Raw genomic sequence first — 25,857 nt, forward strand, 5'->3', positions numbered from 1 at the left:
GTAACCGTGCTAACTTTTAAAGTTGGCACGGTTATTGCTTATATATAAGTGTCAACAAAAATGAGAGGAGACAAAAAAATGTCAAAGAAAACAATTATGTTAGTATGTTCAGCAGGAATGAGCACAAGCTTGTTGGTAACAAAAATGCAAAAAGCAGCCGAAGCACGAGGATTAGATACGGATATTTTTGCAGTATCAGCATCTGACGCAGACAATCATTTAGCAGAAAAAGACGTCAATGTCTTATTATTAGGACCACAAGTGCGTTTTATGAAAGCACAATTTGAAGGTAAACTAGCACCTATGAATATTCCATTAGACGTCATTGATATGAAAGATTATGGCATGATGAATGGTGAAAACGTGTTAGATCAAGCTTTAAAAATAATGGGAGAGTAAGACTCCACGAACGTGAAAGAAATGAGGTAGTAAGATGGAAGAACGAAATTTAGAATCCATCATGGGATTAATTGTCAACGCTGGTAACGCAAAAAGTGACGCGATGGAAGCTATCCAAGCAGCAAAAGCCGGTAACTTTGACGAAGCAGACGCTAAGATAGAAAGTGCGGAAGCCTCTTTAGTTGAAGCGCATCATTCTCAAACAGGATTATTAACAAAAGAAGCACAAGGTGAACATATGACGGTAACGCTTTTAACCGTCCATAGTCAAGATCACTTAATGACTGCCATTGCGTTTACAGATTTGGCAAAAGAAATTATCGATTTACATCGTGAAATAGCAAAATAAAGCTATTTCACGCCTGATTTTTCAGGCTACACTTTGATTTCAATTAAATATTTTAATTGATTAATAAATTTTAAGTAGGAGGAGATTTATATGAACGCTTTAACTTCATGGTTAGAGAAGTACATTCTACCGATTGCCGCTAAAATCGGAGGAGAAAAGCACTTAGTAGCTTTGCGTGATGCCTTTATTGGAACCATGCCTGCTACGATGGCAGGGTCTATTGCTGTTATGATTAACGCGATTATTCGTGATTTACCAGGCCAATTTATTGAAGGGTATGATCCAAGTTCTATTCCCGTTATCAGTCAAATTATTGGGATTAACGGTTTCGTTTGGAATGGTACCATCGCCGTTGCCGGTTTGATTTTTGCCTTTTCATTTGGATTTAACTTAGCGCGAGCTTACGGCGTTAACGACTTAGCAGGAGGTATCGTTTCATTAGCAGCACTTATTCAAGGTATCGCATTTTCTGCTCCTGCAGCTGTACAAGTAGAACAGGGCGAATTAAACAAAAAAGCCTTAGATGTATTAGCAAATGCTGGTTCAGTCATTGGCGAAACAACTGTGACAGATCCAGTAACTAAAGTCGATACAGTCTTTACGACGATCACGAATAATTCTTGGGGTTGGTTAAAACTCGATCACTTGAATGGTAACGCATTCTTTACAGCGATGATTTTAGGTTTTGTCTCTGTTATTATCTTTGCTAAATTAATGCAAAAAAATATTACAATTAAATTACCAGATAGCGTACCACCAGCTGTTTCTAAAGCATTTGCTGCAATTATTCCAGCAACAGTTTCATTATACGTTATTGCTATTTTCAACTACTTCTTTACAAACTTAATGGACGGTCAATTATTTATTGATTGGGTACAAGAAACAATTGCCAAGCCATTGATGGGGGTTTCTCAAGGTTTAGGCGCTGTTATCTTAATTCAATTAATGATTCAGTTGTTCTGGTTCTTCGGAATTCACGGAACAAACGTTATGGCACCGATTTTAGAAGGTGTCTTTGGACAAGCTCAATTAATTAACATTGACATTTTCCAAAAAGGTTATGCAGGTAAAACAGGAACAGACGCTGTCTTAGCAGCGATTGAAGATGGAAAAGCATTTATGTGGGTACGTGGTTCATTTGATGCCTTCACAATGTTTGGTGGATCAGGTGGTACGATTACCCTTATCCTTGCTATTTTAATCTTCTCTAAACGTGCAGATTACTTAACTATCGGTAAATTAGCTTTAGGACCTGGAATATTCAATATTAATGAGCCGATAATGTTTGGTTTACCAATCGTATTAAATGCGATTATGTTTATTCCATTCCTATTAGCTCCAGTTGTTTCAACAGCTATCGGTTACTTAGCAACATCTGCTGGGTTAGTTGCCCCTGTATCACAAGCCGTGACATGGGTAGTACCACCACTATTATTACCATTCTTAGCAACAGGTGCTGACTGGCGTGCGCCAATCGTTTCACTTGTAGCGATGATTGCGACATTCTTAATCTGGGCACCATTTGTTATTGCAGCCAACAAGATGCAACCAGAAGAATAAAACAAAAAAGAAGGTTGCTGAAGTCTCTTCAGTAACCTTTCTTATTTAAAGGAGAGAAAAACATGATTATAATAAACGTAGCGATGCAACACGATAATATTATTGAACTATTAAACAGCTTAAATCAAGAAGACATGACCTTCTCATTTAAAGAGAAAAAAGGGATTAAACTGTATTTTGAAACAAATGCGACTGACTTAGACCGTGCCGCTAAAGTAGCCAAAGAAGCGATAAAAGCACAACCATGGGGTAGTGTGCTATACTTGCAAGCTGAAGCAGCAAAATAAAGAAAAGGATGAGGTAAGATGACCAAAAATGGACTATTCTTTATAAGTATCGGCTTGTTAATTTTTATGTTCAGTGTAAACCGGACGACTCTTCAGTATAATTTATTATCAATGGTGACCGGTATTTTTTTCATCGTTGTCGGAGCGGCGTTAGTTTATAAAGCAAAGCAAGATGAAAAAAAAGGAAAGAAAGAATAAAGTGAGGGATAAACGATGGAAATCACACGTCAGATGAAAGTTCCAGCAGAATATATATATAAACAAATAATGGATTCTGTTATTCATGATATTCGCCAAAACACTGGGAAAACGGTGCCGCGTCAACGTCTAGATCAATATGAGTATATTAAAGACTTTGGTAAAAACAACCGTGCGAAAATTAAAATTGATAAAGCAGAAGAAAATAGAGCCTATCATTTTACTACCTCGACAACGAAAAATCAGTTTGTCGTGCAATACGATATCGAGCCGTTAACAGAGACGACGTGTCAAGTAACATATCGCGAGTCGATGACATCCTATGGTTTTATGCAAAAGCTAAATGATATGGCAGTCGGTATCTTACTTGGTTATTTTCGTAAACGACGTTTCAAAAAAATGCTTGAGATGATGGAAGAAGGCTATTAAGAAAGCAGTACAGATGAAAAGTAGGCTTGACAGTACGAAAAGAAATTCGATACAATCATCTAGTAGCTGCTCTCGTAGCTCAGTCGGATAGAGCAATCGCCTCCTAAGCGATAGGCCGCTGGTTCAATTCCAGTCGAGAGCGTAAAAACACCCCACAACAGAAGATGTTGTGGGGTGTTTCTGTATAATTAGACTATGCCCATTCACCTTGACGGAAGATTGGAACGCGTGTTCCGTCAGCACGGATACCATCGATATCCATTTTATCGGAACCAACCATAAAGTCTACGTGTGTCGCACTGCGGTTTAATCCCACTTCGGCTAATTCTTCTTGTGACATCTCTGTTCCACCTTCAACATTGAAGGCGTAAGCAGACCCTAATGCTAAATGGTTTGAAGCATTTTCATCAAAAAGGGTATTGTAGAAAATAATGCCTGATTGAGAAATAGGGGATTGATGTGGTACAAGCGCCACTTCACCTAAACTTTTAGCGCCTTCATCGGTTTCTAAAAGTTTTAATAAAACGTCTTCTCCTTCATCGGCCGTTGCCTTGACAACTTTCCCATTTTCAAAAGTAAACGTCATACCACTAATCGTAGTACCGCCATAGCTTAATGGCTTCGTGCTAACGATGACGCCATCAATACGACGATTGTCAGGCGCAGTAAAGACTTCCTCTGTTGGCATATTCGCCATAAATTTTTCGCCACGTGCGTTCAGACTGCCAGCGCCTTCCCAACGATGGTTTTTAGGTAAGCCAATGGTTAAATCTGTACCCGGTGCTGTGTAATGCAAAGCGTCGAATTGTTCCGCATTTAATTCATCCGCTTTCGACCAAAGCGTTTTGTCGTGTTGCGCCCAAGCCGCGACAGGATCCTCTTCATAAATACGGGTTGTTTTGAAGATTTGATCCCATAATGCGTTTACTTGTTCGTCTTCTGTTGCAAGGTGAGGGAAAACTTTTTTCGCCCAAGCACTGCCAGCAGCAGCTACGACCGTCCAGCTCACGCGATTTGCTTGTGTTGCTTCACGTAATTTGACCATTGCTTTCCCCATCGCTAGTTGATGCATAGCAATGCGCTCGGTATCTAAACCAGCGTAGGCTTCAGGGTCACGTGACACTACGCTGATACGACTAGCCCCTGCCTCAATCCATGCTTCAGACTCGGCGACTTTATAGTCGGGAACTGTTTTTAACACGTCTTCATCAGCATGTGCTAAAAATTCACGGGCAACGGCATCATCTGACCAGTTTACAATGACTTGTTTCGCTCCAGCTGCGTATGCTTTCTTGACAATCAAACGCGCTAAAGGTGCTTGCTCCACATCAATTTGTAGAACAACTGTATGACCTTTGCTTACATTGACACCAGTACTGACGATGAGTGTCGCATATTTATCCAAAAGCACATCAAAATTTTCCATCTATTCTCACTCCTAATTTTAGTTTGATATGTTTTCTATCATAGCATATTTGTGTAAACGCAACAATTGAAGATATAAGTGATACGGTTAAATAGTAAAAATCGTAAAAAATGTTCTTTTAAAAACGTACGTTTTGTGATATTATATCTTTTATCTAATAATATTATTATAAAACTGATAAAGGAAGTGAAAAAATGGCAAGAAAGAAAACAATCACCAAGAAGCAAATTTTACGTGCTGCTTATACCATTGTTGCAACAGAAGGTTTTTCAAACTTTACCGCCCGACGTATTGCTAGTAAGATGAAGTGTTCAACTCAACCCATTTATTTAGAGTTTCAAAATATGGGCGATTTGAGAAAAGAAGTCTTAAATAAAGTGAATGAACGGCTTGAACAAGAAATTTATTCTCGCGTAATCTTGGGAGATGCTATTTTAGATCTTTCCATTTCATATGTAGAATTTGCGATTAATGAACCTACGATGTACCGAGCTATTTATACGGAAAGCTATCCAGAATCACACTATGTAGTGGACTATGGACGTCGTTTATTCATGCAAAATTTAAATAAAGACTTAAGATATCGTGATTTAGAACAATCGATTAAAGACAGCCTCTTTACGCAAACGTGGTTGACAGCTACAGGTATTGCAACGCTATCTTCAGGTAATCTTTATCGTCCATCGCGAGATGAACTAGTTAAAGCCGTGAATGGTACGATTCGCAGCATTTTAGAGCAAGATGATTATTACACACAACCTGCTTAATACGTATAAAAACTCAGCTTTTGTTATGTTAAAAGCTGAGTTTTTGTTTTATTCTGTTATTTTTGATGCTAATTCAGACGCAAATGCTTCTAATCGTACAATATCTTCTTCTTCGGCTGCTAAATCGACTTTTACCGACTCGGCTCCTTTTGTAGCACCTGTTTGACTAAAAACACGGTCAAAGTCATCAACACATGAGCAGAACATCTCGTAAAAAGTATCGCCAGATCCCACAACCCCGTAAAGCTTACCTGTTAAATCTAATTCTTTTAAATCCTCGTAAAAATCGACAATATCGTCTGGCAAAGCACCTTCATCATATGTGTATGTACCCACGACACAAATATCAGCCTCTAAAAAATCTTCGGCGTCGACTTGTGTACACTCGTTAATTTCGACGTCTAGTCCTTCATTTTCAAAGGCTTCGGCAACAATATCCGCGATTTCTTCTGTGTTCCCAGTTAGACTAGCATATACAATTTTAACTAAAGCCATCTTCATTCCTCCTTATACAAATTCTCTTTCATTATAACAGAAAACGAAATGTTTCACATAGTGAAAGTGAAAGTTTTTCAGTTTGGTAATATATGGGGGGTATGCTAAAATATGAAGAGAAAAGAGAATGTGAGGAGAGTTTAAATGATTTCATTAAAGTCACAAAGAGAAATTGACAATATGGCGAAGTCTGGAGAAGTATTAGCAGAAGTTCATCGTCAGTTGCGCGATTTTATTAAACCTGGAATTACAAGTTGGGATATTGAAGTATTTGTCGATGAACTAATTCGTAAACAAGGTGGTATTCCTGCTCAAATTGGTTTTGAAGGATATGAGTACGCGACATGTTGCAGTATCAATGATGAAATTTGCCACGGTTTCCCTCGTAAAGAAGTGCTAAAAAATGGCGACTTAATCAAAGTTGATATGTGTGTCGATTTAAATGGCGCTATGTCAGATTCTTGTTGGTCGTATGTCGTGGGAGAAGCGACACCAGAATTAGAACGACTAATGGATGTAACGAAAGAAGCGTTATATCGCGGTATCGAGCAAGCGCAAGTGGGTAATCGTATTGGGGATATTGGACATGCGATTCAAACTTATGTTGAAGGTGAAGGTTATGGCGTCGTACGTGACTTTATCGGCCATGGTATTGGACCGACCATTCACGAAGCACCAGCTGTTCCTCACTACGGAGAGCCTAATAAAGGGTTGCGTTTGAAAGAAGGCATGGTTATTACGATTGAACCAATGGTGAATACGGGAACTTGGAAGATGAAGATGGATGACAATGGTTGGACGGCACGTACACAAGATGGTGGTTTAAGTTGTCAGTATGAGCATACGATTGCGATTACTAAAGAAGGACCACTTGTGCTTACGGATCAAGGAGAGGGAGCTTAACCCTTTCTAATAAGGAGAACACTCATGGGGAGTCAGGAGACGAAAAAAGAAAAGTTACAGCGGTTTGCAGAGGCATTCAAAGAACGTATGGGAGATGCGGAAATAGGTATCTCTTCTTCTGCTATTGCGTATTATTTGTTATTATCTATCTTTCCGTTAATGATTGCTTTAGGAAACTTATTACCATTATTGAAGATAGATCCAGAAACGATGTTAGGTTATTTACAAATTGCAATCCCACCGACAGTCTTCGACCTGTTAGAGGGAACAATTCGCAATTTACTTGAAAATTCGAGTGGCGGATTATTATCTATTTCAGCGGTTACGACACTTTGGGCGGCAAGTAAAAGTATCAATGCGTTGAGCTTGGCTTTGAATAAAGCGTATGGGTTAGCTAAAACACGTAATATGGTCATTTCACGAATTTTATCGTTTTTCATCATTTTCGGATTGATGATGATGGTGGTCGCAGTAACAGTAGTGTTTACATTAGGTCAGACGATTATTGATTATTTGACACCGTATTTCCCTGTGATTGCCTCGTTTTCAGATAAATTTGGGACGTTAAAATGGCCGGGGATTCTGATTACATTGTTTATTACCATGCTTTTAATTTATACATTATTACCAAATGCAAAATTAAAATGGCGTTCGATTATTCCAGGAACTTTATTTGCTACGGTTAGTTGGATGTTGTTAACACAGTTGTTTGGCTATTACGCGAAATACTTTGCAAGTAGTTTTTCAAGTTATGGGATTATCGGAAGCTTTATCATTGTCATGTTGTGGTTTAACTTTGCTGCTAGTGTCATTATTATTGGCGGTATTTTAAATGCAAGTACTGAAGAATACACCTCAGGAGAAATAAAAGTGAGAGATTCTGTTTTTCATGATGTGAAGAAGAAAATTAAAAAATAAATGAGGTTAAAGACGAGTGGTTTCTAATAAACCACTCGTTTTTTTGTATTGTTAAATAAGAAAATTGCCAAAATTGTTAAAAAGTTTTACAATAATAGATTGAGACGAAAAATATTAGATAGAAAATAGAAAGTAGAGTTGTAAGATGCGCAAACAAGAACATTTTAAAAATAGGGTGGCACATGACCGCCATCGAATGATTACGCTTGTAATGTATGCCCTAACCTTTTTAAATACACTAGTAGGCACAATATTTATTTTAGATAGCGAGTGGTTACGAAATGCGACCCATATGAAAGACTTTATTAGTGTTCATACAGGACCTTTTGTATTAAGCTTTTTGATTGTTGGACTGGTTAATCTCGTATTGATAATGCTCTTTGGAAACATTATCTTTGCTCAGATGATCTTTTTAACAATTGTGGCTATTATTACGTTTAGTAATCAACAAAAAATTATCGCTCGGAATGAACCAATCATGCCACAAGAATTAGGGCTGGCGAAAAATGCAGCAGGTTTATTAGACATGGTGGATAAAACTGATTTGATAAAAACTATTATTATAGCCATCGTAGTGTTAGGAATAGGACTTTTTGCTACTTATTATTTCAGAAAACATTATCAATTTCGATTAGGTAATCTGGACTATTTTACAAAAAAAACATACTATATAACACGTATCAGCATTTTGGTTGTGGCATTAAGCAGTATTTTAATCATGACAAATATCTCTAACAAAGAGTCGAATATATTCAAAGCAACGACTACCATTTTTCATACCAATTTTGAAGGTACGACAACCCAAGAAAAAATCGATAATAACGGTTACCTCTTAACCTTTGTTTATAATATGAAAGAAAAATCGTTTGATCATTTTGATAAGACAAATTATACAGAAAAAGAAATGAACCGTGTCATCCAAACGTATACGGAAAAAGCTGCACAAATGAATGAAACGAGAGAAAACAACCAACCCAACGTCGTTTACATATTAAGTGAATCTTTTATAGATCCACTTAAACGTTCAGATGTTTATCCTATCAATCGCGATCCCATTCCGTATATTCGGCAGTTGATGGACGAAGAAACCGCAGGAGAAGCATTGGTTGGGGAATATGGCGGTGGTACAGCTAATATGGAGTTTGAATTATTAACAAGTTTTTCCATGTCTTTTTTAGACACCATTCCGTATCAGCAGATTTTACCGTTTAAAGAATCATTTCCGTCTGTTGCTAGTTTCCTACAACATCAAAATTATGAAACTGTCGGCGTTCATCCTTTTTTTGGTCACTTTTATGAAAGAGAAACAAACTATCCTAAGCTAGGTTTCCAAAAATTTATCGATGAAGATCACGTGAAATATCCTGGTAAAGCAGTTAATCCGTATTACGTATCGGATGACGCCTTATTGACACAAGTCGTTGAGGACATAGCTGAAGCAGAACAGCCAACCTTTACGATGGCAATAACGATGCAAAACCACCAACCTTATAATGAGCACATATATGATGCCTTTATTGGGCCTTATGATATTGATCCGACGATCCCTATGACAGATGAAAAAAGAGAACAAATGGAAACATATTTAAAAGGGTTAGAAATTAGTAATAATGCTTTTGAAGGATTTATTCAAGGTTTAAATAACTTGGAAGAAGATACAGTTGTGGTGTTTTTTGGGGATCATTATCCTGGACACGATGTTTATGGGGATGTTTATGATAATCAATTAATTGATTATCAAACGCCGTTGCTTATCTATGCAACAAATGAAAGAACAAAAAATATTCAGCTAGGTACAACTAGTTTAAATTTTGTGACACCTCAAGTGTTAGAAATGATGGGGATGAGAACATCACCTTTCTATGCTTTAGTTAGTGAGCTGAACGAAGAAGTACAAGCACTAACGAAAAAATTCCAGTTAGATGCTGCAGGGAGAAAAATAAAATTAGCCGATTTGGAAAAATTGCCAGCCTATCAAGATTATGAGTTAATCCAGTATGATAGTATTAAAGGCAATGGATACGCTCAAACTCATCAGTTTTTTAATATACCCGACTAACAGTAACTCTCCATTGTTTCAAACAATGGAGGGTATTCTTTTTAATCTAGATATAAACTTGATAAACAAAGGATGTTTCTGTAAAATATGAATGTTAGAATGAAAATGGGTTTAAGTATTTCTTAAATCAAGGGATTATTCTTTTGTATTACGACAAGTTTCGATAAACTAATACAAGTGTATGAAATGGATGAATGGAAAGGAAATGAAGATGATTAAAGATTTTAGCAGTTTTTTTAAAGATTTATATACAAATAGAAAGCTATTACTTCAGTTTTCACTAAATGATTTTAAAGCGAAATATGCAGGATCGATGTTTGGTATATTTTGGGCGTTTATTAATCCAGTTGTAACAGTGATAACGTATTGGCTTGTTTTTGATGTGGGGTTAAAATCTCCAATGACAGATGGCACCTATCCGTTTATCACGTATTTATTAACTGGTATGGTACCATGGTTCTTCTTTTCTGATGTATTGACGTCAGGAACGAATGCCTTGAGAGAGTATAGCTATCTTGTTAAGAAAGTCGTATTTAATATTAAAATTTTGCCAACAGCAAAATTACTTTCAAACCTGTATACTCATCTATTTTTTATTGCGGTAGCCGTTGTAGTGTGTATTATTAATGGTATCTATCCGACATTTAAAACGTTTGAACTTATCTACTATCTGTTCTGTATGATCATGTTCCTAACAGGTTTAACATGGATTACTTCAGCTATTCAACCGTTTTTTGCTGATATCACTCAGTTCATAGCAATGATCATGCAAATATTGATGTGGGCTTCTCCAGTATTGTGGAGTCCTAATCAATTTCCAGAAAAAGTCCAATTCTTTTTCAAATTGAATCCGTTGTACTATGTGATTACAGGATACAGAAGTGCATTCTTTAGTGAGCCAACATGGTTCTTCGATCGTCCTGTCTTATCATTATATTTCTGGGCAATTACGATTATTATGTTAGTACTAGGATCTGGAATGTTTAATAAACTAAAACCTCATTTTTCTGACGTCTTATAAGGAGTTTTATAAATGAAAAAAAACGCAATTGAAATTAAAAACTTAACAAAAGAGTATCAAATGTACGCGAAACCGAAAGACCGATTGAAAGAAGCCCTACATCCATTAAGAAAAACTTATCATGAGGTATTCTATGCATTAAAAGACTTAGATGTCGTTGTGAAAGAAGGCGAAATGATAGGTTTTATTGGAGAAAATGGTTCTGGTAAATCTACTCTTTTAAAAATTATTACAGGCGTACTAACACAGACCAGTGGCGAGATTAAAGTGAATGGTAAAATAGCAGCCTTATTAGAATTAGGTTCAGGCTTTAATCCAGAATATAATGGAATAGATAACATCTACCTCAATGGAATGGTGCTTGGTTTCTCGAGAGAGGAAATTGATGAGAAATTAGAAGATATTGTTAACTTTGCTGATATTGGCGATCATATCTATCAACCAGTGAAGACTTATTCTAGTGGGATGTTTGTCAGACTAGCTTTCGCAGTGGCGATTAATGTTGAACCTGAAATACTAATTGTTGATGAAGCCTTAGCTGTAGGAGACTTGGAATTCCAACTTAAATGTATGGAGAAGTTTACAGAGTTTCGTAATGAAGGTAAAACCATTCTGTTCGTGTCTCATGATATTAATGCTGTACGTCGTTTTTGTGATCGTGTCTATTGGTTACAAAATGGCGTACTAGTTGAAGAAGGCGAAACGATGGAGGTCACTGAGCGCTATGATAACTATTTGAAAAAGAAATCATTGAAATCAGTTGATCGTGAAAAAAATATCGTGGAAGAGCACACCTCTCCAGACTATGTGGTAGTTAAAAGTGCTCGTTTATTAAATAGCGATTATGAACAAGTTGAAATGGTAGAGCAAGATGAAGAAATCATCGTTGAAGTGAACTACGAAGTCAAAAATACCGCCATTAAAAAACCGGTTTTAGGAGTGGCCATCCGTACGGTCGACAATCATTATGTTTGTGGTCTTAATACCTTATTAGATAAAGTAGAAATACCTTGGGAACTAGGTATGAATACATTCTATTTGCGCTATAACAAAATGGCATTATTAGGTGGCGAATACTATTTCGATATCGCGGTCTTTGAAGAAAATGCAACCGTCCCACTTGTATACAAAACAAAATATTTAACCATGTTTATCTCAGGTAAATATGTAGGTGAAGGTATCGTAGTGTTAGATCATGAATGGAAAGGACAAGTCAGATGAAGTATGATTTTGAACTGTCACTGGAAGAAAGTAGTAGTGTCGGAAAAATTATTGCGAGAATCCAGGACCAAACAAGTGTATTAGAGTTTGGTCCCGGTAATGGTCGGATGACTAAATACCTAATTGAACAAAAAAAATGTGAGGTCTCAATCGTAGAATTCGATGAGATCTTATTTGACCATGTCATGAAAATAGCACAAGATGGCTATAAAGGAGATATAGAATCTTTCGAGTGGTGTGAAACGTTTAAAGGTCGACAATTTGATTATATTGTTTTTGCAGACGTTCTAGAACACCTGGCAAACCCTGAAGAGGTATTACGTCGAGTGAAAGATTTCTTGAAACCAGATGGTGAGATATTAATAACTTTTCCAAATATCGCTCATAACTCTGTTTTAATTAAATTGCTAAACAATGAATTACCATGGGCAGAATTCGGCTTGCTAGATAAAACACATAAACATTTTTATACTGAGAGTGGGTTTCATGAGGCATTTAAAAATGCAGGACTTTATATTCATGAACAAGATTACACCTATGCCCAAGTGGGTCAAAATGAAATAAATGCCTCCTACGATGAGTTGCCGCTCGAGATGCAATATGAAATGAAAGTTCGACCTTTTGGAGAAGTTTATCAGTACTTTTTCTCACTAGGTTTGGAACCAATGGAACAACCAATAATTCAACAGCCACGGAATTCAAATCATGTACATTCGTTAAATCTAACTTACGTCTACGACGGTTATATTGCAAATGAAGCGATTCTAATGAATAATGTTGACGGTGAAAATAAAAGGTTTGAACGCACTATTTCAGAAGGGGTTCATCAAATCAAAGTTGAACTACCGAAAGAGCCTATCATGCTGCAATTTAATATAAATTTAGGAACCCAGAGCATTAAAAATTTTACAAGTAACGCAGTATGGCGCCGTGGGAATCTTTATGTGTTTGAAGAAGATGATCCTCACTTTTTTATTGACGTAGCCCACTTACAAGGTGAAACATTGTCTTTTGAATTTGATGTCATGAAATTCGGCACATTTTCGCAGATGGAAACTGATTTTTTAACGTCCATTCAAAATCGCAATGAAGAGATTGATAGTTTACGTGAAGAAGTTTTAGAAATCTCCCAAAAACATGAACATCAAAAGCATTTAATGACACAGCGGTATAATCAGCTTATTACCAGTTCTGCTTGGAAAAGACATCGTAAAGGACAATATATCGTCCAATCATTAAAGAATGTTTTCGCCAATCAAAAAGCACAACAGTGGATGCATTATAATGTCGAATCGTTAGAATATGATGCCGACCGTCATTTAACCATCGTTAAAGGGTGGGGTTACGGTAAGAAAGATCGCCTACCATTAAGATATGGAGTAAGGTTTGATGAGGGAATTCTTTATAAGTTAACACGACAAATTAGAGCGGATGTTAATGAGATGTTCGATTTAGATCCAAAACATCAATATGGGTTCATCTTAGAAATTGAAAATTATAAGGCGGATAATTATTTGAGTATGTTTGTGGAAAATCATTCGGGAGATATTTATCATGCGTTGCTAAACACACGAAACATTCAGGGAACGAGATGGACGACTCGCGCACGCCGTCTATTAAGTGTTATCAAACATGAAGGGATAAGAGAAGCGTGGTCACGCTATCGTCTTCGTCAAGAACAAAAAAACGCCTATGAAAAATGGATTTCTGAGAACGAACAATTCAACGAAGAGCAGATAAAACAAGAAATCAGTACATGGACATTACAACCTAAAATTTCAATCGTTGTTCCCGTTTATAATGTCGAAGAAAAGTGGTTGCGAACATGTGTCAATTCCTTACAAAATCAATTTTATGATAATTGGGAGCTTTGTTTAGCAGATGACTGTTCGACTAAAGCGTATATTCGTCCCTTGCTTCAACAACTATCAGAAGAAGATGAAAGGATAAAAATCATTTTTAGAGAAGAAAATGGTCATATTTCTGAAGCTACAAATTCTGCTATAGGTATTGCAACGGGCGAGTATGTCGGTTTTATGGATAATGATGATGAGCTAGCTCCTCATGCATTATATGAAGTCGTTAAAGCTTTAAATGAACAATCTGACATTGACTTCATGTATAGTGATGAAGACAAAGTCAATATTAACGGCGTTCGATTTGATCCATTCTTCAAACCTAATTGGAACGAAGAGTTACTACTGGCGCATAACTATATTACGCATTTTGTTGTCATTAAACGTGAATTGTTGAATCGAGTAGGCGGCTTACGTAATGAATATAACGGCAGCCAAGATTATGATTTTGTTTTACGAGCAACAGAACAAGCTAGTAAAATTCATCATATCCCCAAAATTTTATATCACTGGCGCACGGTCGAAACATCAGTGGCCTTTGATCCACAAAGTAAAGAATATGCGTATGTAGCAGGGGAAAGAGCGCTAGCTGCTGCTCTAAAACGTCGCAATTTACGTGGGGATGTCAAGATGACAAAAAACTACGGCTTATATAAAATTGATTATCAATTAACTCGACAGCCTAAGGTAAATATCATCATAACTGGAGATGAAACACGTGCTCATCAAACAATAACAGAAGTCATCAGTAAAACGGGTTATTCGAATTACGATATTCATCTTATCGGTGACAAAGTTACCTATATGGATCAAGAGAAAGTAAAAATTATCAAGACGGATGATTTACAAGCCTATGCTGCGACATTAGATGGTGAATACTTGCTATTCTTAGAAGCTGGTAGATTACCTTCACACAGACGCTGGTTAGACGAAATGGTTAATTACGCCTATCGCGAAGAGGTATCGGTGGTCGGAAGTAAAATGATTACACCAGAAAATATTGTGCTAAATACAGGTATTGTTTGTCAACGCCCTTCATCCATTCATTTCTTACAAGAAGGATTGTCGAATCAGTCCATGGGCTATTATTTTAGAAACACATTGCCGCGTTATGTGGATACATTGACAGCTGAGTGCCTTATGGTCAATCGTCAGGATTATTTGACGCTACAACCATTACTGTTAGTGGAAGATGTTGTGGTGAGAGGGTTGGATATTTGTTACGGAGTACAAGTCGAGCTTTCTAAGAAAGTGGCTTGGCAGCCTTATACAGAAATCATCAATGTATTAGGTGAGAATCCTGAACTGGCAACAGAAGCGATGACAAAATTGGAAGAGAAGTGGGGCGCAAGGGTGTATCAGAATCCGTATGAAAACCCAAATGTTTTAGAGGAGAGATAAACTTGGAAAAACTGATGATCCATATTGACGCTATAACGAAACAAAAGAAAAATAAACAAGTAAAAATAACAGGTTGGGCTTTTTTTAAAGATGAGTCCAAAACCCTTCATATCTCAGTGGGAGAAGAGTCGGCTATAAAAGAACTTAAAATGACTCAGCAATATCGTAGCGACGTGAATCAAGTTCATCATTTGCCGATGGAAAATGAAGCAGGTTTTGAAATTGACTTTCTAAATCCGAAAAATTTAAGTCAAGTGACACTTAAATTTTCAGATCAAAAAGAAACAGCCGAATATGTTGTCGAGTTAGACAAAGTGGGATACGAAGACGAATGGCAGACGAAAATGAAACAAACCGTGCACAAGATTCGTAAAGGATGGCACTATTTACGTAAGAATGGTGTAAAAAGTACCTGGCGTCGTCTCCATTTAAATCGCACACCGAATACAGAAGAATTTCAACAATGGATACGTGACTTTGAAAATATTGACATAGAAGAAATGAAAAAAGAAATGGCCACATGGGATTACCAACCGACTATTTCTGTTTTAGTTCCAGTCTATAATGTCGAAGAAAAATGGTTGAGAAAATGTGTGGATAGTGTCATCAATCAGGTATATCCGAATTGGGAACTTTGTTTAAGTGATGATGCTTCGACTATGCCACATGTTAAAGAGGTGTTATCTCAATACGAAGCATTAGATAATAGAATTAAAGTTGCTTATCGAGAAGAAAATGGACATATTTGTCATGCGACTAATACGGCACTCGAACTCGCAACAGGAGAATTCATTAGCTTATTAGATAATGACGATGAATTAGCCATACATGCTTTGTTTGAAGTAGTCAAAACGCTCAATCAAAATCCTGAATTGGATATGATTTACAGTGATGAAAATAAAATAGACGTCCAAGGCAATCGCTTAGAGCCAACATTTAAACCAGATTGGTCTCCGGATATGCTGTTGGGGACTAATTATATTAACCATCTAGGTACGTATCGTCGCAGTATTATGAACGATATCAAAGGCTTTCGACCAGGATATGAGGGCGCGCAAGACTATGATATGGTACTACGCTTTACGGAAAAAACTACGGGCGAACGTATCGCACATATCCCAAAAATACTTTATCATTGGCGAATGGTTCCAACATCGACAGCTGTCAATCAAGGAGCTAAAAACTATGCCTTTGAGGCAGGTAGACTAGCACTAGAAGATGCCATGAAGCGACGTGGAATTGACGCAAACGTTACGCATGGCTCTGGTAATGGCTTATACGATGTTCACTATAAGATTAAACAAGAAGAACTTGTTTCTATCATCATTCCGACAAAAAATGGATATGAAGACACTAAGCGTTGTTTGCAATCGATTATCGATAAGACCACATACCATTCTTATGAAATTCTGTTAGCTGATAATGGTAGTACAGATCCTAAGATGTTTGAATTATATACAGATATGAAAGAAGAATTAGGCAATCGATTCAATCAACTCTCGATTGACATTCCTTTTAATTACTCAAGGATTAATAACATTGCAGCTAAAGAGGCAAAAGGAAAGTATCTGTTATTTTTAAATAATGATACAGAAGTTATCAGTCCCGATTGGATAGAAACGATGGTTTCGTTTGCTCAATTTGAAGAGAATGGGGCGATTGGAGCGAAGCTCTACTACCCAAATCAAACCATCCAGCATGCTGGCGTTATTTTAGGCCTTGGTGGTGCAGCGGGACATGGACACCACACTTTCCCAAGAGGCGATTTTGGGTATTTCGGTCGTTTAGAAGTAAATAATAATTACCTAGCGGTTACGGCCGCATGTGTAATGATAAAGGCAACAGACTTTTGGGAAGTCGATGGGTTCGATGAAACATTAACGGTGGCGTTTAACGACGTCGATTTGTGCTTAAAACTTGTGGATATCGGCAAAAAAAATATTTGGGCGCATCGGGTGGAATTGCTACATTATGAATCGCAAACACGCGGACATGAAGATACACCAGAAAAACTAGCCCGTTTCAAAAAAGAAACAGAAATGATGGAAGCAAGATGGTCACATTATATAGAAAATGATCCTTATTACAATCCTAATTTAACACGTGTACGAGGAGATTTTTCACTAAGAAAAAAAGCAGACAATTAATGTCTGCTTTTTTTAAATCCTAAAATTATTTAAATAAGCAAAACTTTGTTTTACATTTTACTTATTGTATAATATGATAGGAAAAAGAAAGGCAGTGAGCATGTGAGCTTTGCATACAGTTTTATCATAAAACTCTTTTTTACATGTCTAATTTCTCTCGTCTTAACACCGATATTTAAAATCATGTTGTTTAGAATTGGTTTTGTTGATATGCCAAATGAAAGAAAAATAAATAAAGTGCCTATGCCAACAGCTGGGGGCTTGTCAATTTTTGTAACATTCTCCTTGGCTCTGATGTTTTTATTTGCAGATGCCATACCGAGATCATTTAGTATCACTTTACTGTTAGGTGCCGTCATTGTGTTAGTGACAGGATTAATTGATGACAAACATGAATTACCACCAAAAGGTAAACTGGCAGGAATCGTCCTTGCTTCTTTATATACCTATTATATTGCAGGAGTAAAGTTTGACTCCTTTACTTTTTTCGGGTTAGGTGAGGTACAGTTAGGCTTATTAAGCCTTCCTATGACGATTTTGTGGATTACAGCAATTACGAATGCTATTAATTTAATTGATGGTTTAGATGGCTTAGCCTCTGGCGTTTCGATTATTGGGATGACCACTATCGGAATAACAGGTTACTTTTTTATGGATAGTGCAACAATCCACATACCTATGACGTTGTTTATACTAGTGGCAGCTGTCGCAGGATTTCTACCGTACAATCTTTTCCCAGCAAAAATATATTTGGGAGATACTGGAGCGTTATTCTTAGGTTACATGATTGCAGTATTATCATTAGAAGGACTTAAAAATGCCACATTTATTTCACTTTTAACCCCTATTATTATTTTAGGCGTTCCTGTAACCGATACAGTATATGCTATCATTAGGAGAAAGTTAAATAAACGTCCGATTTCAAGTGCAGATAAAATGCATTTACATCATCGACTCTTAGCGCTTGGTTTTACACATAAGGGCGCTGTTTGGACGATTTATTGTTTAGCACTTATTTTTTCTTTTATAGCATTATTATTTAAGATTTCTAGTACCTTGGGCACCGTCTTGCTTGTGGTAGCTTGTTTGATAGGTTTAGAATTATTTATGGAATTAATCGGATTACTTGGAGAAGACAAACAACCTTTATTGTATTTATTAAGATTAGTTGGTAATAGCGACTTTAGAAAACAAGAAATTCAACGGATAAAGAAGAAACATCAAGATGAAAAAAAGGAAGGCAATTATGAATCAGACAAACATGACTAGAAGAAGTGATATTCATCGAAAAAATAAGAATGGAAAAGGCATGCTCTTAAAAAGCATCGTCGTAATCGTTCTGTTAGCACTTGTAGGAACATTAGGCTACGGTGCTAAGATGCTAACCGACACGAAAAAAGTTTTAAATAGTTCTTATCGACCGAGAATTAGTTCTAAAACCAATAAAACGTTACCTACTGTTGATCCGTTAAAACAACCTATTTCTGTTCTTATTTTAGGAATTGACGATAATGATGAACGTGGACTCGGCTCAGCAAGAACCGACACGATGATTTTGCTAACCTTTGATTCTCAGAAGTCTGAAGTGAGTATGGTCAGCATACCTAGAGATACGAATACTCAAATTACCTCAGACGAGTTTGTTGGGATGGATAAAATCAATACTGCCTACACTTATGGAAAAGAAGAATCCTCTATAAAAGCAGTGGAGGATTTGATGGATATCCCTATTGATTACTATGCAACAGTAGACTTTCGAGCGTTTGTTGAGGTGATTGACGCATTAAATGGTATTGAAGTCGATGTGCCAATGGATATCAATGAAAGCTACGCGTCTGATAATAGTGGTAAAACCATCGTGCCAAAAGGCTTGCAAACACTTGACGGTGAAAAAGCATTGGCCTTTGCTCGTATTAGAAAAATTGATAATGACATCGAACGAGGGAAACGCCAACAAATTGTCATTGAAAAAACGATACAAAAAGCTGTTTCATCAGATTTAATCTTTAACTATAAAGATTTATTAAATGCTGTTGACGGTCACTTTTGGACAGATATGCCAAGTGATATTATGTTTTCTATTGCTCAGCACTCGCTTAACAAGAAGTTTAGTTTTAATTCATATGCCTTTGATTGGGACAGCTACGATGACCCAGAAACAGGGGCTTCAATGGTTGTATTGTTTGATGACAGTTTAAACTATATTTCACACAAACTGCGTGTAAGTTTAGGACTGGATGAAGAAGATGAGCGAGACGAAGAAGGATACGAGTTCCAAACAAACGGTATCATTAGTCCAAAGAATGATCCGTACGGAAACAGCTATGGCTATGAACAAACTAATAATTACTATGACGACAATTCGGAAGACGGATGGTAAAATAGGATAAAGATATTGCCTTTGGTAATATCTTTATTTTTTGGAGGAAAATAAAGATGAAGAAAAACAAGCTATGGCTAACGTTCGCAATCGTGGTATTAAGCTTTGTAATTGCAACAGTGATTGAAATAGGAGGCTTCAACTTTTCAACATTTTTTTGGAAGAATACGTCTAATGACTATACAGTTGTAACGGAAAACTTAGAAGTGTTGGATAAAGAAAAAGGTATTTACCGAGGAGAAGAAGAACGAGCACATATTAAAATTAAAGCACCACTTCAATATGTTAAGAAGTTATCTTTTGATTTATCTAATATCGATAGAGAGAATGCACGTTTTTCTGTTATAGTGAATAAACGAGATGTCTATAATAAAACCAATACACCAACACCAGATCGTTGGTTTAATGAAGGAACGCGAGTTATCAATATAAACGAAAAGTTGACAGATATTGATATCTACATCGACAACGTTAATGATGTCGAATTCCAAATGGGGTCATTTAAACTTAGTAATCAATTTTCTTTTAACAAAGTCAGATGGATTGTTATAGCGGCTATTGCGTTGAACTTGCTATTATTAGGAACACTATTTTTCCATAATCCGTTAGAATTAAAAACGGCACAGCTGACTTTCGTAACGATTTTAGTCTTTGGCACGCTATTTTCTTTTTTAACCCCACCGCATCACACATGGGATGAATATCAACATTTAATCAAAAGCTATAATGTTGCTCAAGGTAATTTATTTATGACAAATGAAGATATTGTCAGTTATCCCAAAGGACTTGATTACTTAGATTTTTATTCTGATATGGAGTACCAGTCGAAAGAAGAATTTGTGGATGTCTTACAACGTTTTGAAACCTATAAGTCTGGCAATCAAGAAGAGTTAATACTAACTTCTACAGCCGTAGGAAATCTCTTTATATCATATATTTTTAGTGCAATAGGTATGAAGCTGGCTATTTTGTTAAACTTACCAATCATTTATTTATTATGGTTTGGCCGGATTGCTAATCTTATTTTCTATGCGGTGATTAGCTATATTAGTATTAATAAAATCCCCCATAGTAAAAACTTGTTAGGTTTGTATGCTGCTTTGCCAACTAATATTTTTATAGCAGCCTCTCTATGTGCTGATGTTACAGCAATGGGTTTTCTTATATATGGCGTAGCTACTTTGTTTTATATACTTGATAAAAAGAAGCAACTATCATCTATCGATATCGCTTGGCTACTTGTTGCTTTTTCTTTTGTGACATATGCTAAATTAACATATGCGCCATTCTTTTTATTAATGTTTTTACTTACAAGGGAGTCATTTTCAAGTAAAAAGCAATTCTATATTACACGAGTTTTAACAATCATAACAATGGCAGCGACGGCTATATCCGCCGTTTTATACAACAAACAATTTGGTTTAAACCAATGGGTAAAAGAAGGGGTCGACTTTGACGCACAAGTTTCGTTTGTTCTAACTCACCCGTTCCAGTACTTAAAAATTGTACTCGACTTCTTTTTAACTAATATATCAGGATTAGTAACGAATATGCTAACAATGTTTGCATACTTAGGGCCTGTTAAAGAAATTATGTCGACAGTTATTTTACTTTCAATCTTTTTCTTAATAATTGTTGACAAAAAGAATGAAAACACTGAGGTCTATTCTGAAATATCAACTTTTGGTACAATAAGTGGCTACATCAGTGTGGTGGGTGCGTTAGGTCTGTCGCTCACTGCTCTGTACGTGGACTTTACACCGGTTAGGTCGCAAACGATTGAAGGTTTTCAAGGAAGATACTTATTACCTATTCTATTCCCATTGTTATTCTTGTATCGTTTTCCAAAAATAAAACATGAGTACCAACCGCTCTCATTAATTAAATTTGCAACGAGCATGATGTGTTTATTAAATATTGTAGGAATGGTACACTTAATGGGACAATTTTATATGTAATGAAGGGAGTCACATGGATAAACAGTTAGTAACAATTAGTATCGTTTCCTATAACAGTCGTGATTTGTTTTTAACACTCGACAACTTACTCTTCGAGCTAAAAAACGACTCGCGTTTTCGGATAGTTGTCTATGACAATGGTTCTGAAAAAAGTTATCAAAGAAAATTACAGACATATCAAGAGAAAATTGAAATCATTTTTAATGAGGAAAATGAGGGCTTCGGACACGGACATAACGAAGTGCTATTACAAAGTTATACACCATATAGTATCGTGTTTAACCCCGATATAGTAGTTACCAAAACAGCCATTTTAGAAATGATTGCACATTTAGAAAAGCAACTAGACGCGATAGCGATTGCGCCTAAAGTGCTAAATGAAGATGGGAGTACGCAACATCTTGTCAGAAAACGTCTGACCGTTTGGGACTATTTTTTACGCTTCATCCCTAATCGTTATTTAACAAGAAAAAGTCAACAACGATTAGCAGACTATGAATGTCGCGACTTATCAGAAACTGAGATTTCGACCGTCAAGATGGCTTCAGGCTGTTTTTTGATTATGAAAACATCAGTATTTAAAAAAGTTAATGGATTTGATGAACGGTTCTTCTTATATTTTGAAGACAATGATTTATCTTTGAGAATAGGTCAGTATGGAAAAATATTGTATACACCTTTTCAAACGGTGACGCATCTCTATGCAAGAGATTCACATAAAGATAAACGTGCCTTCCTACTGTTTATAAAATCCATGACACAATTTTTTAATAAATGGGGTTGGGAATTCTATTAAAAAGGAGGAGAAATATGATCTCCGTTTGCATGAGTGTCTATAATGGAGAACGTTATCTCTCCGAACAATTAGACAGTATTTTACAACAACTAGGTGAAGATGATGAAATTATTATTTCAGATGACGGCTCGACGGATGCTAGCTTAGCTATTATTTCTGATTATCAAGATTCAAGAATTAGATGTTATCACAATCCAAAAAAAGGTGTTGTTTCAAGTTTTGAAAATGCGATAAATAAAGCAACCCAACCTATCATATTTTTATGTGATCAAGATGACATTTGGTACCCAAATAAAGTGGAGATTACCCTTGATTATTTCGGTAAGAATCCAGATAAAGATATCATTCTCAGCGACTTGACAATTATTGACAATCAACAGCGCGTCCTGTTTGACTCCTTTCACGAACAACGCGATTCTAAAGAAGGTTTTTGGAAAAATGTGAAACGCAATAGCTATATTGGCTGTGCGATGGCGTTTCGAAGTAGTATAAAAAAAGAAGTTTTACCTTTTCCAAAAAAAATCCCCATGCACGATATGTGGATTGGTTTGATTGGAGAATACCATCAAACCATTTTACGAATTCCAGAAAAACTTGTCTATTATCGCAGACATGATAATAATGTATCAGAACTTCGAACTACGACATCATTTATCAAAAAAATGACTTGGCGAGTGAATTTGTTAAGAGAACTCTTTAAACGACTCATCTTAAAAAAATCATAAGGTCATGAGCGAATAGCAAAAAATAATGACAAATGCCGTCGATAGTGAGATAATATATCCGGACTGGATTTTACATCTATCAAGAAAGATTAAAAGGAGCGGAAAAAATGAAAGGTATAATCCTTGCAGGAGGAAGCGGAACACGCTTATATCCTTTAACAAAAGCAACATCTAAACAATTAATGCCAATTTATGACAAACCGATGATTTATTATCCAATGTCAACCCTGATGCTAGCGGGTATTAAAGAAATACTCATTATTTCAACACCAGATGATACGCCTCGTTTTGAACAATTGTTAGGGGACGGAAGCGAGTTAGGCTTATCTTTATCGTATAAAGTACAAGAAAAACCAGAAGGATTAGCTCAGGCTTTCCTTATAGGAGAAGAGTTTATCGGAGATGACTCCGTCTGCTTAATTTTAGGTGATAACATTTACTACGGTGGAGGTCTGTCTAAACTATTACAACGCTCTGCTTCACGAGAAAAAGGCGCGACGGTATTTGGATATCATGTGAACGACCCACATCGCTTTGGTGTCGTAGAATTTGATGACGAGATGCGTGCCGTATCCATCGAAGAAAAACCAGAAGAACCTAAGAGCAACTACGCTGTAACAGGTTTATACTTCTATGACAATGATGTAGTAGAGATTGCGAAAAATGTGAAACCATCTGAACGTGGAGAATTAGAAATCACTGACGTTAACAAAGCGTATTTAGATCGTGGTGACTTAAACGTTGAATTACTAGGCCGTGGTTATGCGTGGTTAGATACTGGAACGCATGAGTCTCTTTTAGAAGCGTCTATGTTTATTGAAACAATCGAAAAACGACAAAACTTAAAAGTAGCGTGTTTAGAAGAAATCTCTTACCGCATGGGCTACATTACCCGAGAAGAGTTAATCGCACTCGCTCAACCACTTAAGAAAAATCAATATGGACAATACTTATTACGTATTGCAAACGAGAAATAGAAAGGTCGCGTTGATCAATGAAAGTGATAAAAACTACTTTAGAAGATGCCCTATTAATCGAACCCAAAGTTTTTGGAGACCATCGAGGGTTCTTTACTGAATCGTATAACAAAGAAACATTTGCCGCTGCTGGTATTGATATTGACTTTGTTCAAGACAATCATTCCTTATCAAAAGAAGCAGGCGTCTTGCGCGGTATGCATTATCAATTAAACGATAAAGCACAAACTAAATTAGTACGCGTGACATCAGGAGCAATCTATGATGTCATTATCGACATTCGTAAAGGTTCTCCTACTTACGGTAAGTGGGAAGGATTTATCTTAAGCGAACATAATCACCGTCAACTACTTGTACCACAAGGGTTTGCACATGGTTTCTGTACCATTACAGAAAATGTGAACGTGCAGTATAAAGTAGACCAAGTCTATTCGCCAGAACATGACCGCGGTATCGCCTACGATGATCCAGCATTGGCAATCAATTGGCCGATGAGTCAATTCATCTTATCAGAAAAAGACCAACATCATCCGACATTGGCAGAAGCGGATAACAACTTTATTTGGGAGGCAAAAGAGTAATGAATATTTTAGTAACTGGAGGAGCTGGCTTTATCGGCAGTAACTTCGTCCATTATATGTTAGAAAAACACGCGGATTACCGTATCGTAAACTTAGACTTATTAACGTATGCAGGAAACATCCACAACTTAGATGATATTATGGATGACGAGCGTCACGTGTTCGTACAAGGAAACATTACAAACCGCGAGCTAGTCCGTCATTTAGTAAAAGAACATGAGATTGATGCGATTGTTAACTTTGCAGCCGAGTCACACGTTGACCGCAGTATTTTAAACCCTTCTATATTCGTTGAAACGAATATTCAAGGAACATTAGCCTTGTTAGACGTTGCTAAAGAAATGTCTGTTGGAAAATACTTACAAGTTTCAACGGATGAAGTATACGGTTCATTAGGAGCAGAAGGATACTTTACGGAAGAAACACCATTGGCACCAAACAGCCCTTACTCTGCAAGTAAAACAGGTGCTGATCTGTTAGTTCGCTCTTACTACGAAACATACGGCATGAACGTAAATATTACCCGTTGTTCAAACAACTATGGTCCATATCATTTCCCAGAAAAACTAATTCCATTGATGATTTCAAATGGCATGGATGGGAAACAATTACCAATATACGGAAACGGTGAAAACGTCCGTGACTGGTTACACGTGAAAGACCATTGCCAAGCGATTGACCTTGTCTTACATAAAGGACGCAAAGGTGAAGTATATAACGTCGGTGGACATAACGAACGCACGAACAACCAAATTGTGGATTTAATTATTGAAAAATTAAACTTAGATCCATCATTAAAAGTTTACGTAGAAGATCGTTTAGGTCACGACTTACGTTACGCGATTGATCCAACAAAATTAGAAACAGAGTTAGGTTGGAAACCAGAATATACCTTTGAAACTGGGATAGAAGAAACGATTCAATGGTATTTAGCCAATGAAGACTGGTGGCGTCCATTGCAAGAACGCGCAAAATTAAACTAAGTTAACTCGAAAAAGCTAATT

General features: G+C 36.6%; 24 protein-coding genes and 1 tRNA gene. 23 read left to right on the top strand and 2 right to left on the bottom strand.

What is annotated here, in order from left to right:
• The first annotated feature begins 78 nt into the window (after positions 1 to 78).
• From M2919_RS08720 to M2919_RS08750, 7 genes are all read left to right on the top strand, one after another.
• Positions 79 to 399 carry a PTS sugar transporter subunit IIB gene (locus M2919_RS08720; RefSeq protein WP_248848662.1) on the top strand — a complete coding sequence of 107 codons (321 nt, stop codon included), beginning with the start codon at positions 79 to 81 and terminating at the stop codon, positions 397 to 399.
• A gap of 34 nt (positions 400 to 433) precedes the next feature.
• Positions 434 to 748, top strand: coding sequence for a PTS lactose/cellobiose transporter subunit IIA (locus M2919_RS08725; protein ID WP_248848663.1), 315 nt, complete (start codon positions 434 to 436; stop codon positions 746 to 748).
• A 90-nt stretch (positions 749 to 838) separates the two neighbouring features.
• Positions 839 to 2,308: a PTS sugar transporter subunit IIC gene (locus M2919_RS08730; protein ID WP_248848664.1), complete on the top strand. Its 1,470-nt coding sequence runs from the start codon at positions 839 to 841 to the stop codon at positions 2,306 to 2,308.
• Positions 2,309 to 2,370: 62 nt separating this feature from the next.
• Positions 2,371 to 2,595 carry a hypothetical protein gene (locus tag M2919_RS08735; RefSeq protein ID WP_248848665.1) on the top strand — a complete coding sequence of 75 codons (225 nt, stop codon included), beginning with the start codon at positions 2,371 to 2,373 and terminating at the stop codon, positions 2,593 to 2,595.
• Between the two features lie 18 nt (positions 2,596 to 2,613).
• A complete protein-coding gene (locus M2919_RS08740; RefSeq protein ID WP_023606863.1) occupies positions 2,614 to 2,793 on the top strand; it encodes a DUF3188 domain-containing protein in 180 nt (59 codons plus the stop codon).
• A gap of 15 nt (positions 2,794 to 2,808) precedes the next feature.
• Positions 2,809 to 3,222 (top strand): DUF3284 domain-containing protein, encoded by a 414-nt coding sequence (locus M2919_RS08745; protein WP_126760827.1) that lies wholly within the window; start codon positions 2,809 to 2,811, stop codon positions 3,220 to 3,222.
• Positions 3,223 to 3,290: 68 nt separating this feature from the next.
• Positions 3,291 to 3,364, top strand: a tRNA-Arg gene (locus tag M2919_RS08750).
• A gap of 51 nt (positions 3,365 to 3,415) precedes the next feature.
• Here M2919_RS08750 and M2919_RS08755 read toward each other — a convergent pair.
• A complete protein-coding gene (locus M2919_RS08755; RefSeq protein ID WP_248848666.1) occupies positions 3,416 to 4,648 on the bottom strand; it encodes an aminopeptidase in 1,233 nt (410 codons plus the stop codon).
• 194 nt (positions 4,649 to 4,842) lie between these two features.
• Here M2919_RS08755 and M2919_RS08760 point away from each other — a divergent pair, with 194 nt between their 5' ends.
• Positions 4,843 to 5,415: a TetR/AcrR family transcriptional regulator gene (locus M2919_RS08760; RefSeq protein ID WP_248848667.1), complete on the top strand. Its 573-nt coding sequence runs from the start codon at positions 4,843 to 4,845 to the stop codon at positions 5,413 to 5,415.
• Between the two features lie 48 nt (positions 5,416 to 5,463).
• Here the strand turns inward: M2919_RS08760 and M2919_RS08765 are convergent, their stop codons facing one another.
• Positions 5,464 to 5,910 (bottom strand): flavodoxin, encoded by a 447-nt coding sequence (locus tag M2919_RS08765; protein ID WP_023606867.1) that lies wholly within the window; start codon positions 5,908 to 5,910, stop codon positions 5,464 to 5,466.
• Between the two features lie 144 nt (positions 5,911 to 6,054).
• Between M2919_RS08765 and map the strand changes: the two genes are divergently transcribed.
• The 15 genes from map (at position 6,055) to rfbB (ending at position 25,836) form a co-directional block, all read left to right on the top strand.
• Positions 6,055 to 6,813, top strand: a complete 759-nt coding sequence (gene map, locus M2919_RS08770) for a type I methionyl aminopeptidase (protein WP_202585627.1) — start codon at positions 6,055 to 6,057, stop codon at positions 6,811 to 6,813.
• Between the two features lie 24 nt (positions 6,814 to 6,837).
• Positions 6,838 to 7,731, top strand: coding sequence for a YihY/virulence factor BrkB family protein (locus M2919_RS08775; RefSeq protein WP_248848668.1), 894 nt, complete (start codon positions 6,838 to 6,840; stop codon positions 7,729 to 7,731).
• A gap of 145 nt (positions 7,732 to 7,876) precedes the next feature.
• On the top strand, positions 7,877 to 9,790 hold the full coding sequence (locus tag M2919_RS08780) for an LTA synthase family protein (protein ID WP_248848669.1): 1,914 nt from the start codon (positions 7,877 to 7,879) through the stop codon (positions 9,788 to 9,790).
• A gap of 211 nt (positions 9,791 to 10,001) precedes the next feature.
• A complete protein-coding gene (locus M2919_RS08785; protein WP_202585633.1) occupies positions 10,002 to 10,811 on the top strand; it encodes an ABC transporter permease in 810 nt (269 codons plus the stop codon).
• Positions 10,812 to 10,823: 12 nt separating this feature from the next.
• The gene (locus M2919_RS08790; RefSeq protein WP_248848670.1) at positions 10,824 to 12,032 is read left to right on the top strand and encodes an ABC transporter ATP-binding protein; all 1,209 of its coding nucleotides are present in this window, start codon (positions 10,824 to 10,826) and stop codon (positions 12,030 to 12,032) included.
• On the top strand, positions 12,029 to 15,289 hold the full coding sequence (locus tag M2919_RS08795; RefSeq protein ID WP_248848671.1) for a glycosyltransferase: 3,261 nt from the start codon (positions 12,029 to 12,031) through the stop codon (positions 15,287 to 15,289). Before M2919_RS08790 ends, M2919_RS08795 begins: the two co-directional genes overlap by 4 nt.
• Positions 15,290 to 15,303: 14 nt before the next feature.
• Positions 15,304 to 17,436, top strand: coding sequence for a glycosyltransferase family 2 protein (locus M2919_RS08800; protein WP_420857197.1), 2,133 nt, complete (start codon positions 15,304 to 15,306; stop codon positions 17,434 to 17,436).
• Positions 17,437 to 17,538: 102 nt separating this feature from the next.
• On the top strand, positions 17,539 to 18,705 hold the full coding sequence (locus M2919_RS08805; protein ID WP_345719006.1) for an MraY family glycosyltransferase: 1,167 nt from the start codon (positions 17,539 to 17,541) through the stop codon (positions 18,703 to 18,705).
• On the top strand, positions 18,683 to 19,816 hold the full coding sequence (locus M2919_RS08810) for an LCP family protein (protein ID WP_248848672.1): 1,134 nt from the start codon (positions 18,683 to 18,685) through the stop codon (positions 19,814 to 19,816). Before M2919_RS08805 ends, M2919_RS08810 begins: the two co-directional genes overlap by 23 nt.
• A gap of 56 nt (positions 19,817 to 19,872) precedes the next feature.
• Positions 19,873 to 21,774, top strand: coding sequence for a DUF2142 domain-containing protein (locus tag M2919_RS08815; RefSeq protein WP_248848673.1), 1,902 nt, complete (start codon positions 19,873 to 19,875; stop codon positions 21,772 to 21,774).
• Between the two features lie 13 nt (positions 21,775 to 21,787).
• The gene (locus M2919_RS08820; protein WP_248848674.1) at positions 21,788 to 22,570 is read left to right on the top strand and encodes a glycosyltransferase family 2 protein; all 783 of its coding nucleotides are present in this window, start codon (positions 21,788 to 21,790) and stop codon (positions 22,568 to 22,570) included.
• A 29-nt stretch (positions 22,571 to 22,599) separates the two neighbouring features.
• Positions 22,600 to 23,295: a glycosyltransferase family 2 protein gene (locus tag M2919_RS08825; protein WP_248848675.1), complete on the top strand. Its 696-nt coding sequence runs from the start codon at positions 22,600 to 22,602 to the stop codon at positions 23,293 to 23,295.
• 107 nt (positions 23,296 to 23,402) lie between these two features.
• Positions 23,403 to 24,272 carry a glucose-1-phosphate thymidylyltransferase RfbA gene (gene rfbA, locus M2919_RS08830; RefSeq protein ID WP_168414003.1) on the top strand — a complete coding sequence of 290 codons (870 nt, stop codon included), beginning with the start codon at positions 23,403 to 23,405 and terminating at the stop codon, positions 24,270 to 24,272.
• Between the two features lie 17 nt (positions 24,273 to 24,289).
• Positions 24,290 to 24,853 carry a dTDP-4-dehydrorhamnose 3,5-epimerase gene (gene rfbC / locus M2919_RS08835; RefSeq protein ID WP_248848676.1) on the top strand — a complete coding sequence of 188 codons (564 nt, stop codon included), beginning with the start codon at positions 24,290 to 24,292 and terminating at the stop codon, positions 24,851 to 24,853.
• Complete coding sequence (gene rfbB, locus M2919_RS08840) at positions 24,853 to 25,836, top strand: dTDP-glucose 4,6-dehydratase (protein WP_168414005.1); 984 nt, start codon at positions 24,853 to 24,855, stop codon at positions 25,834 to 25,836. Before rfbC ends, rfbB begins: the two co-directional genes overlap by 1 nt.
• Positions 25,837 to 25,857: the final 21 nt, after the last annotated feature.

This window comes from Vagococcus lutrae, from assembly GCF_023299185.1.
Taxonomy (GTDB): Bacteria; Bacillota; Bacilli; order Lactobacillales; family Vagococcaceae; genus Vagococcus_A; species Vagococcus_A lutrae.

Coding starts and splice junctions, on each gene's coding strand:
- M2919_RS08720 (WP_248848662.1), top strand. CDS start 79: ATGTCAAAGAAAACAATTATGTTAGTATGTTCAGCAGGAATGAGCACA.
- M2919_RS08725 (WP_248848663.1), top strand. CDS start 434: ATGGAAGAACGAAATTTAGAATCCATCATGGGATTAATTGTCAACGCT.
- M2919_RS08730 (WP_248848664.1), top strand. CDS start 839: ATGAACGCTTTAACTTCATGGTTAGAGAAGTACATTCTACCGATTGCC.
- M2919_RS08735 (WP_248848665.1), top strand. CDS start 2,371: ATGATTATAATAAACGTAGCGATGCAACACGATAATATTATTGAACTA.
- M2919_RS08740 (WP_023606863.1), top strand. CDS start 2,614: ATGACCAAAAATGGACTATTCTTTATAAGTATCGGCTTGTTAATTTTT.
- M2919_RS08745 (WP_126760827.1), top strand. CDS start 2,809: ATGGAAATCACACGTCAGATGAAAGTTCCAGCAGAATATATATATAAA.
- M2919_RS08755 (WP_248848666.1), bottom strand. CDS start 4,648: ATGGAAAATTTTGATGTGCTTTTGGATAAATATGCGACACTCATCGTC.
- M2919_RS08760 (WP_248848667.1), top strand. CDS start 4,843: ATGGCAAGAAAGAAAACAATCACCAAGAAGCAAATTTTACGTGCTGCT.
- M2919_RS08765 (WP_023606867.1), bottom strand. CDS start 5,910: ATGGCTTTAGTTAAAATTGTATATGCTAGTCTAACTGGGAACACAGAA.
- map (WP_202585627.1), top strand. CDS start 6,055: ATGATTTCATTAAAGTCACAAAGAGAAATTGACAATATGGCGAAGTCT.
- M2919_RS08775 (WP_248848668.1), top strand. CDS start 6,838: ATGGGGAGTCAGGAGACGAAAAAAGAAAAGTTACAGCGGTTTGCAGAG.
- M2919_RS08780 (WP_248848669.1), top strand. CDS start 7,877: ATGCGCAAACAAGAACATTTTAAAAATAGGGTGGCACATGACCGCCAT.
- M2919_RS08785 (WP_202585633.1), top strand. CDS start 10,002: ATGATTAAAGATTTTAGCAGTTTTTTTAAAGATTTATATACAAATAGA.
- M2919_RS08790 (WP_248848670.1), top strand. CDS start 10,824: ATGAAAAAAAACGCAATTGAAATTAAAAACTTAACAAAAGAGTATCAA.
- M2919_RS08795 (WP_248848671.1), top strand. CDS start 12,029: ATGAAGTATGATTTTGAACTGTCACTGGAAGAAAGTAGTAGTGTCGGA.
- M2919_RS08800 (WP_420857197.1), top strand. CDS start 15,304: ATGATCCATATTGACGCTATAACGAAACAAAAGAAAAATAAACAAGTA.
- M2919_RS08810 (WP_248848672.1), top strand. CDS start 18,683: ATGAATCAGACAAACATGACTAGAAGAAGTGATATTCATCGAAAAAAT.
- M2919_RS08815 (WP_248848673.1), top strand. CDS start 19,873: ATGAAGAAAAACAAGCTATGGCTAACGTTCGCAATCGTGGTATTAAGC.
- M2919_RS08820 (WP_248848674.1), top strand. CDS start 21,788: ATGGATAAACAGTTAGTAACAATTAGTATCGTTTCCTATAACAGTCGT.
- M2919_RS08825 (WP_248848675.1), top strand. CDS start 22,600: ATGAGTGTCTATAATGGAGAACGTTATCTCTCCGAACAATTAGACAGT.
- rfbA (WP_168414003.1), top strand. CDS start 23,403: ATGAAAGGTATAATCCTTGCAGGAGGAAGCGGAACACGCTTATATCCT.
- rfbC (WP_248848676.1), top strand. CDS start 24,290: ATGAAAGTGATAAAAACTACTTTAGAAGATGCCCTATTAATCGAACCC.
- rfbB (WP_168414005.1), top strand. CDS start 24,853: ATGAATATTTTAGTAACTGGAGGAGCTGGCTTTATCGGCAGTAACTTC.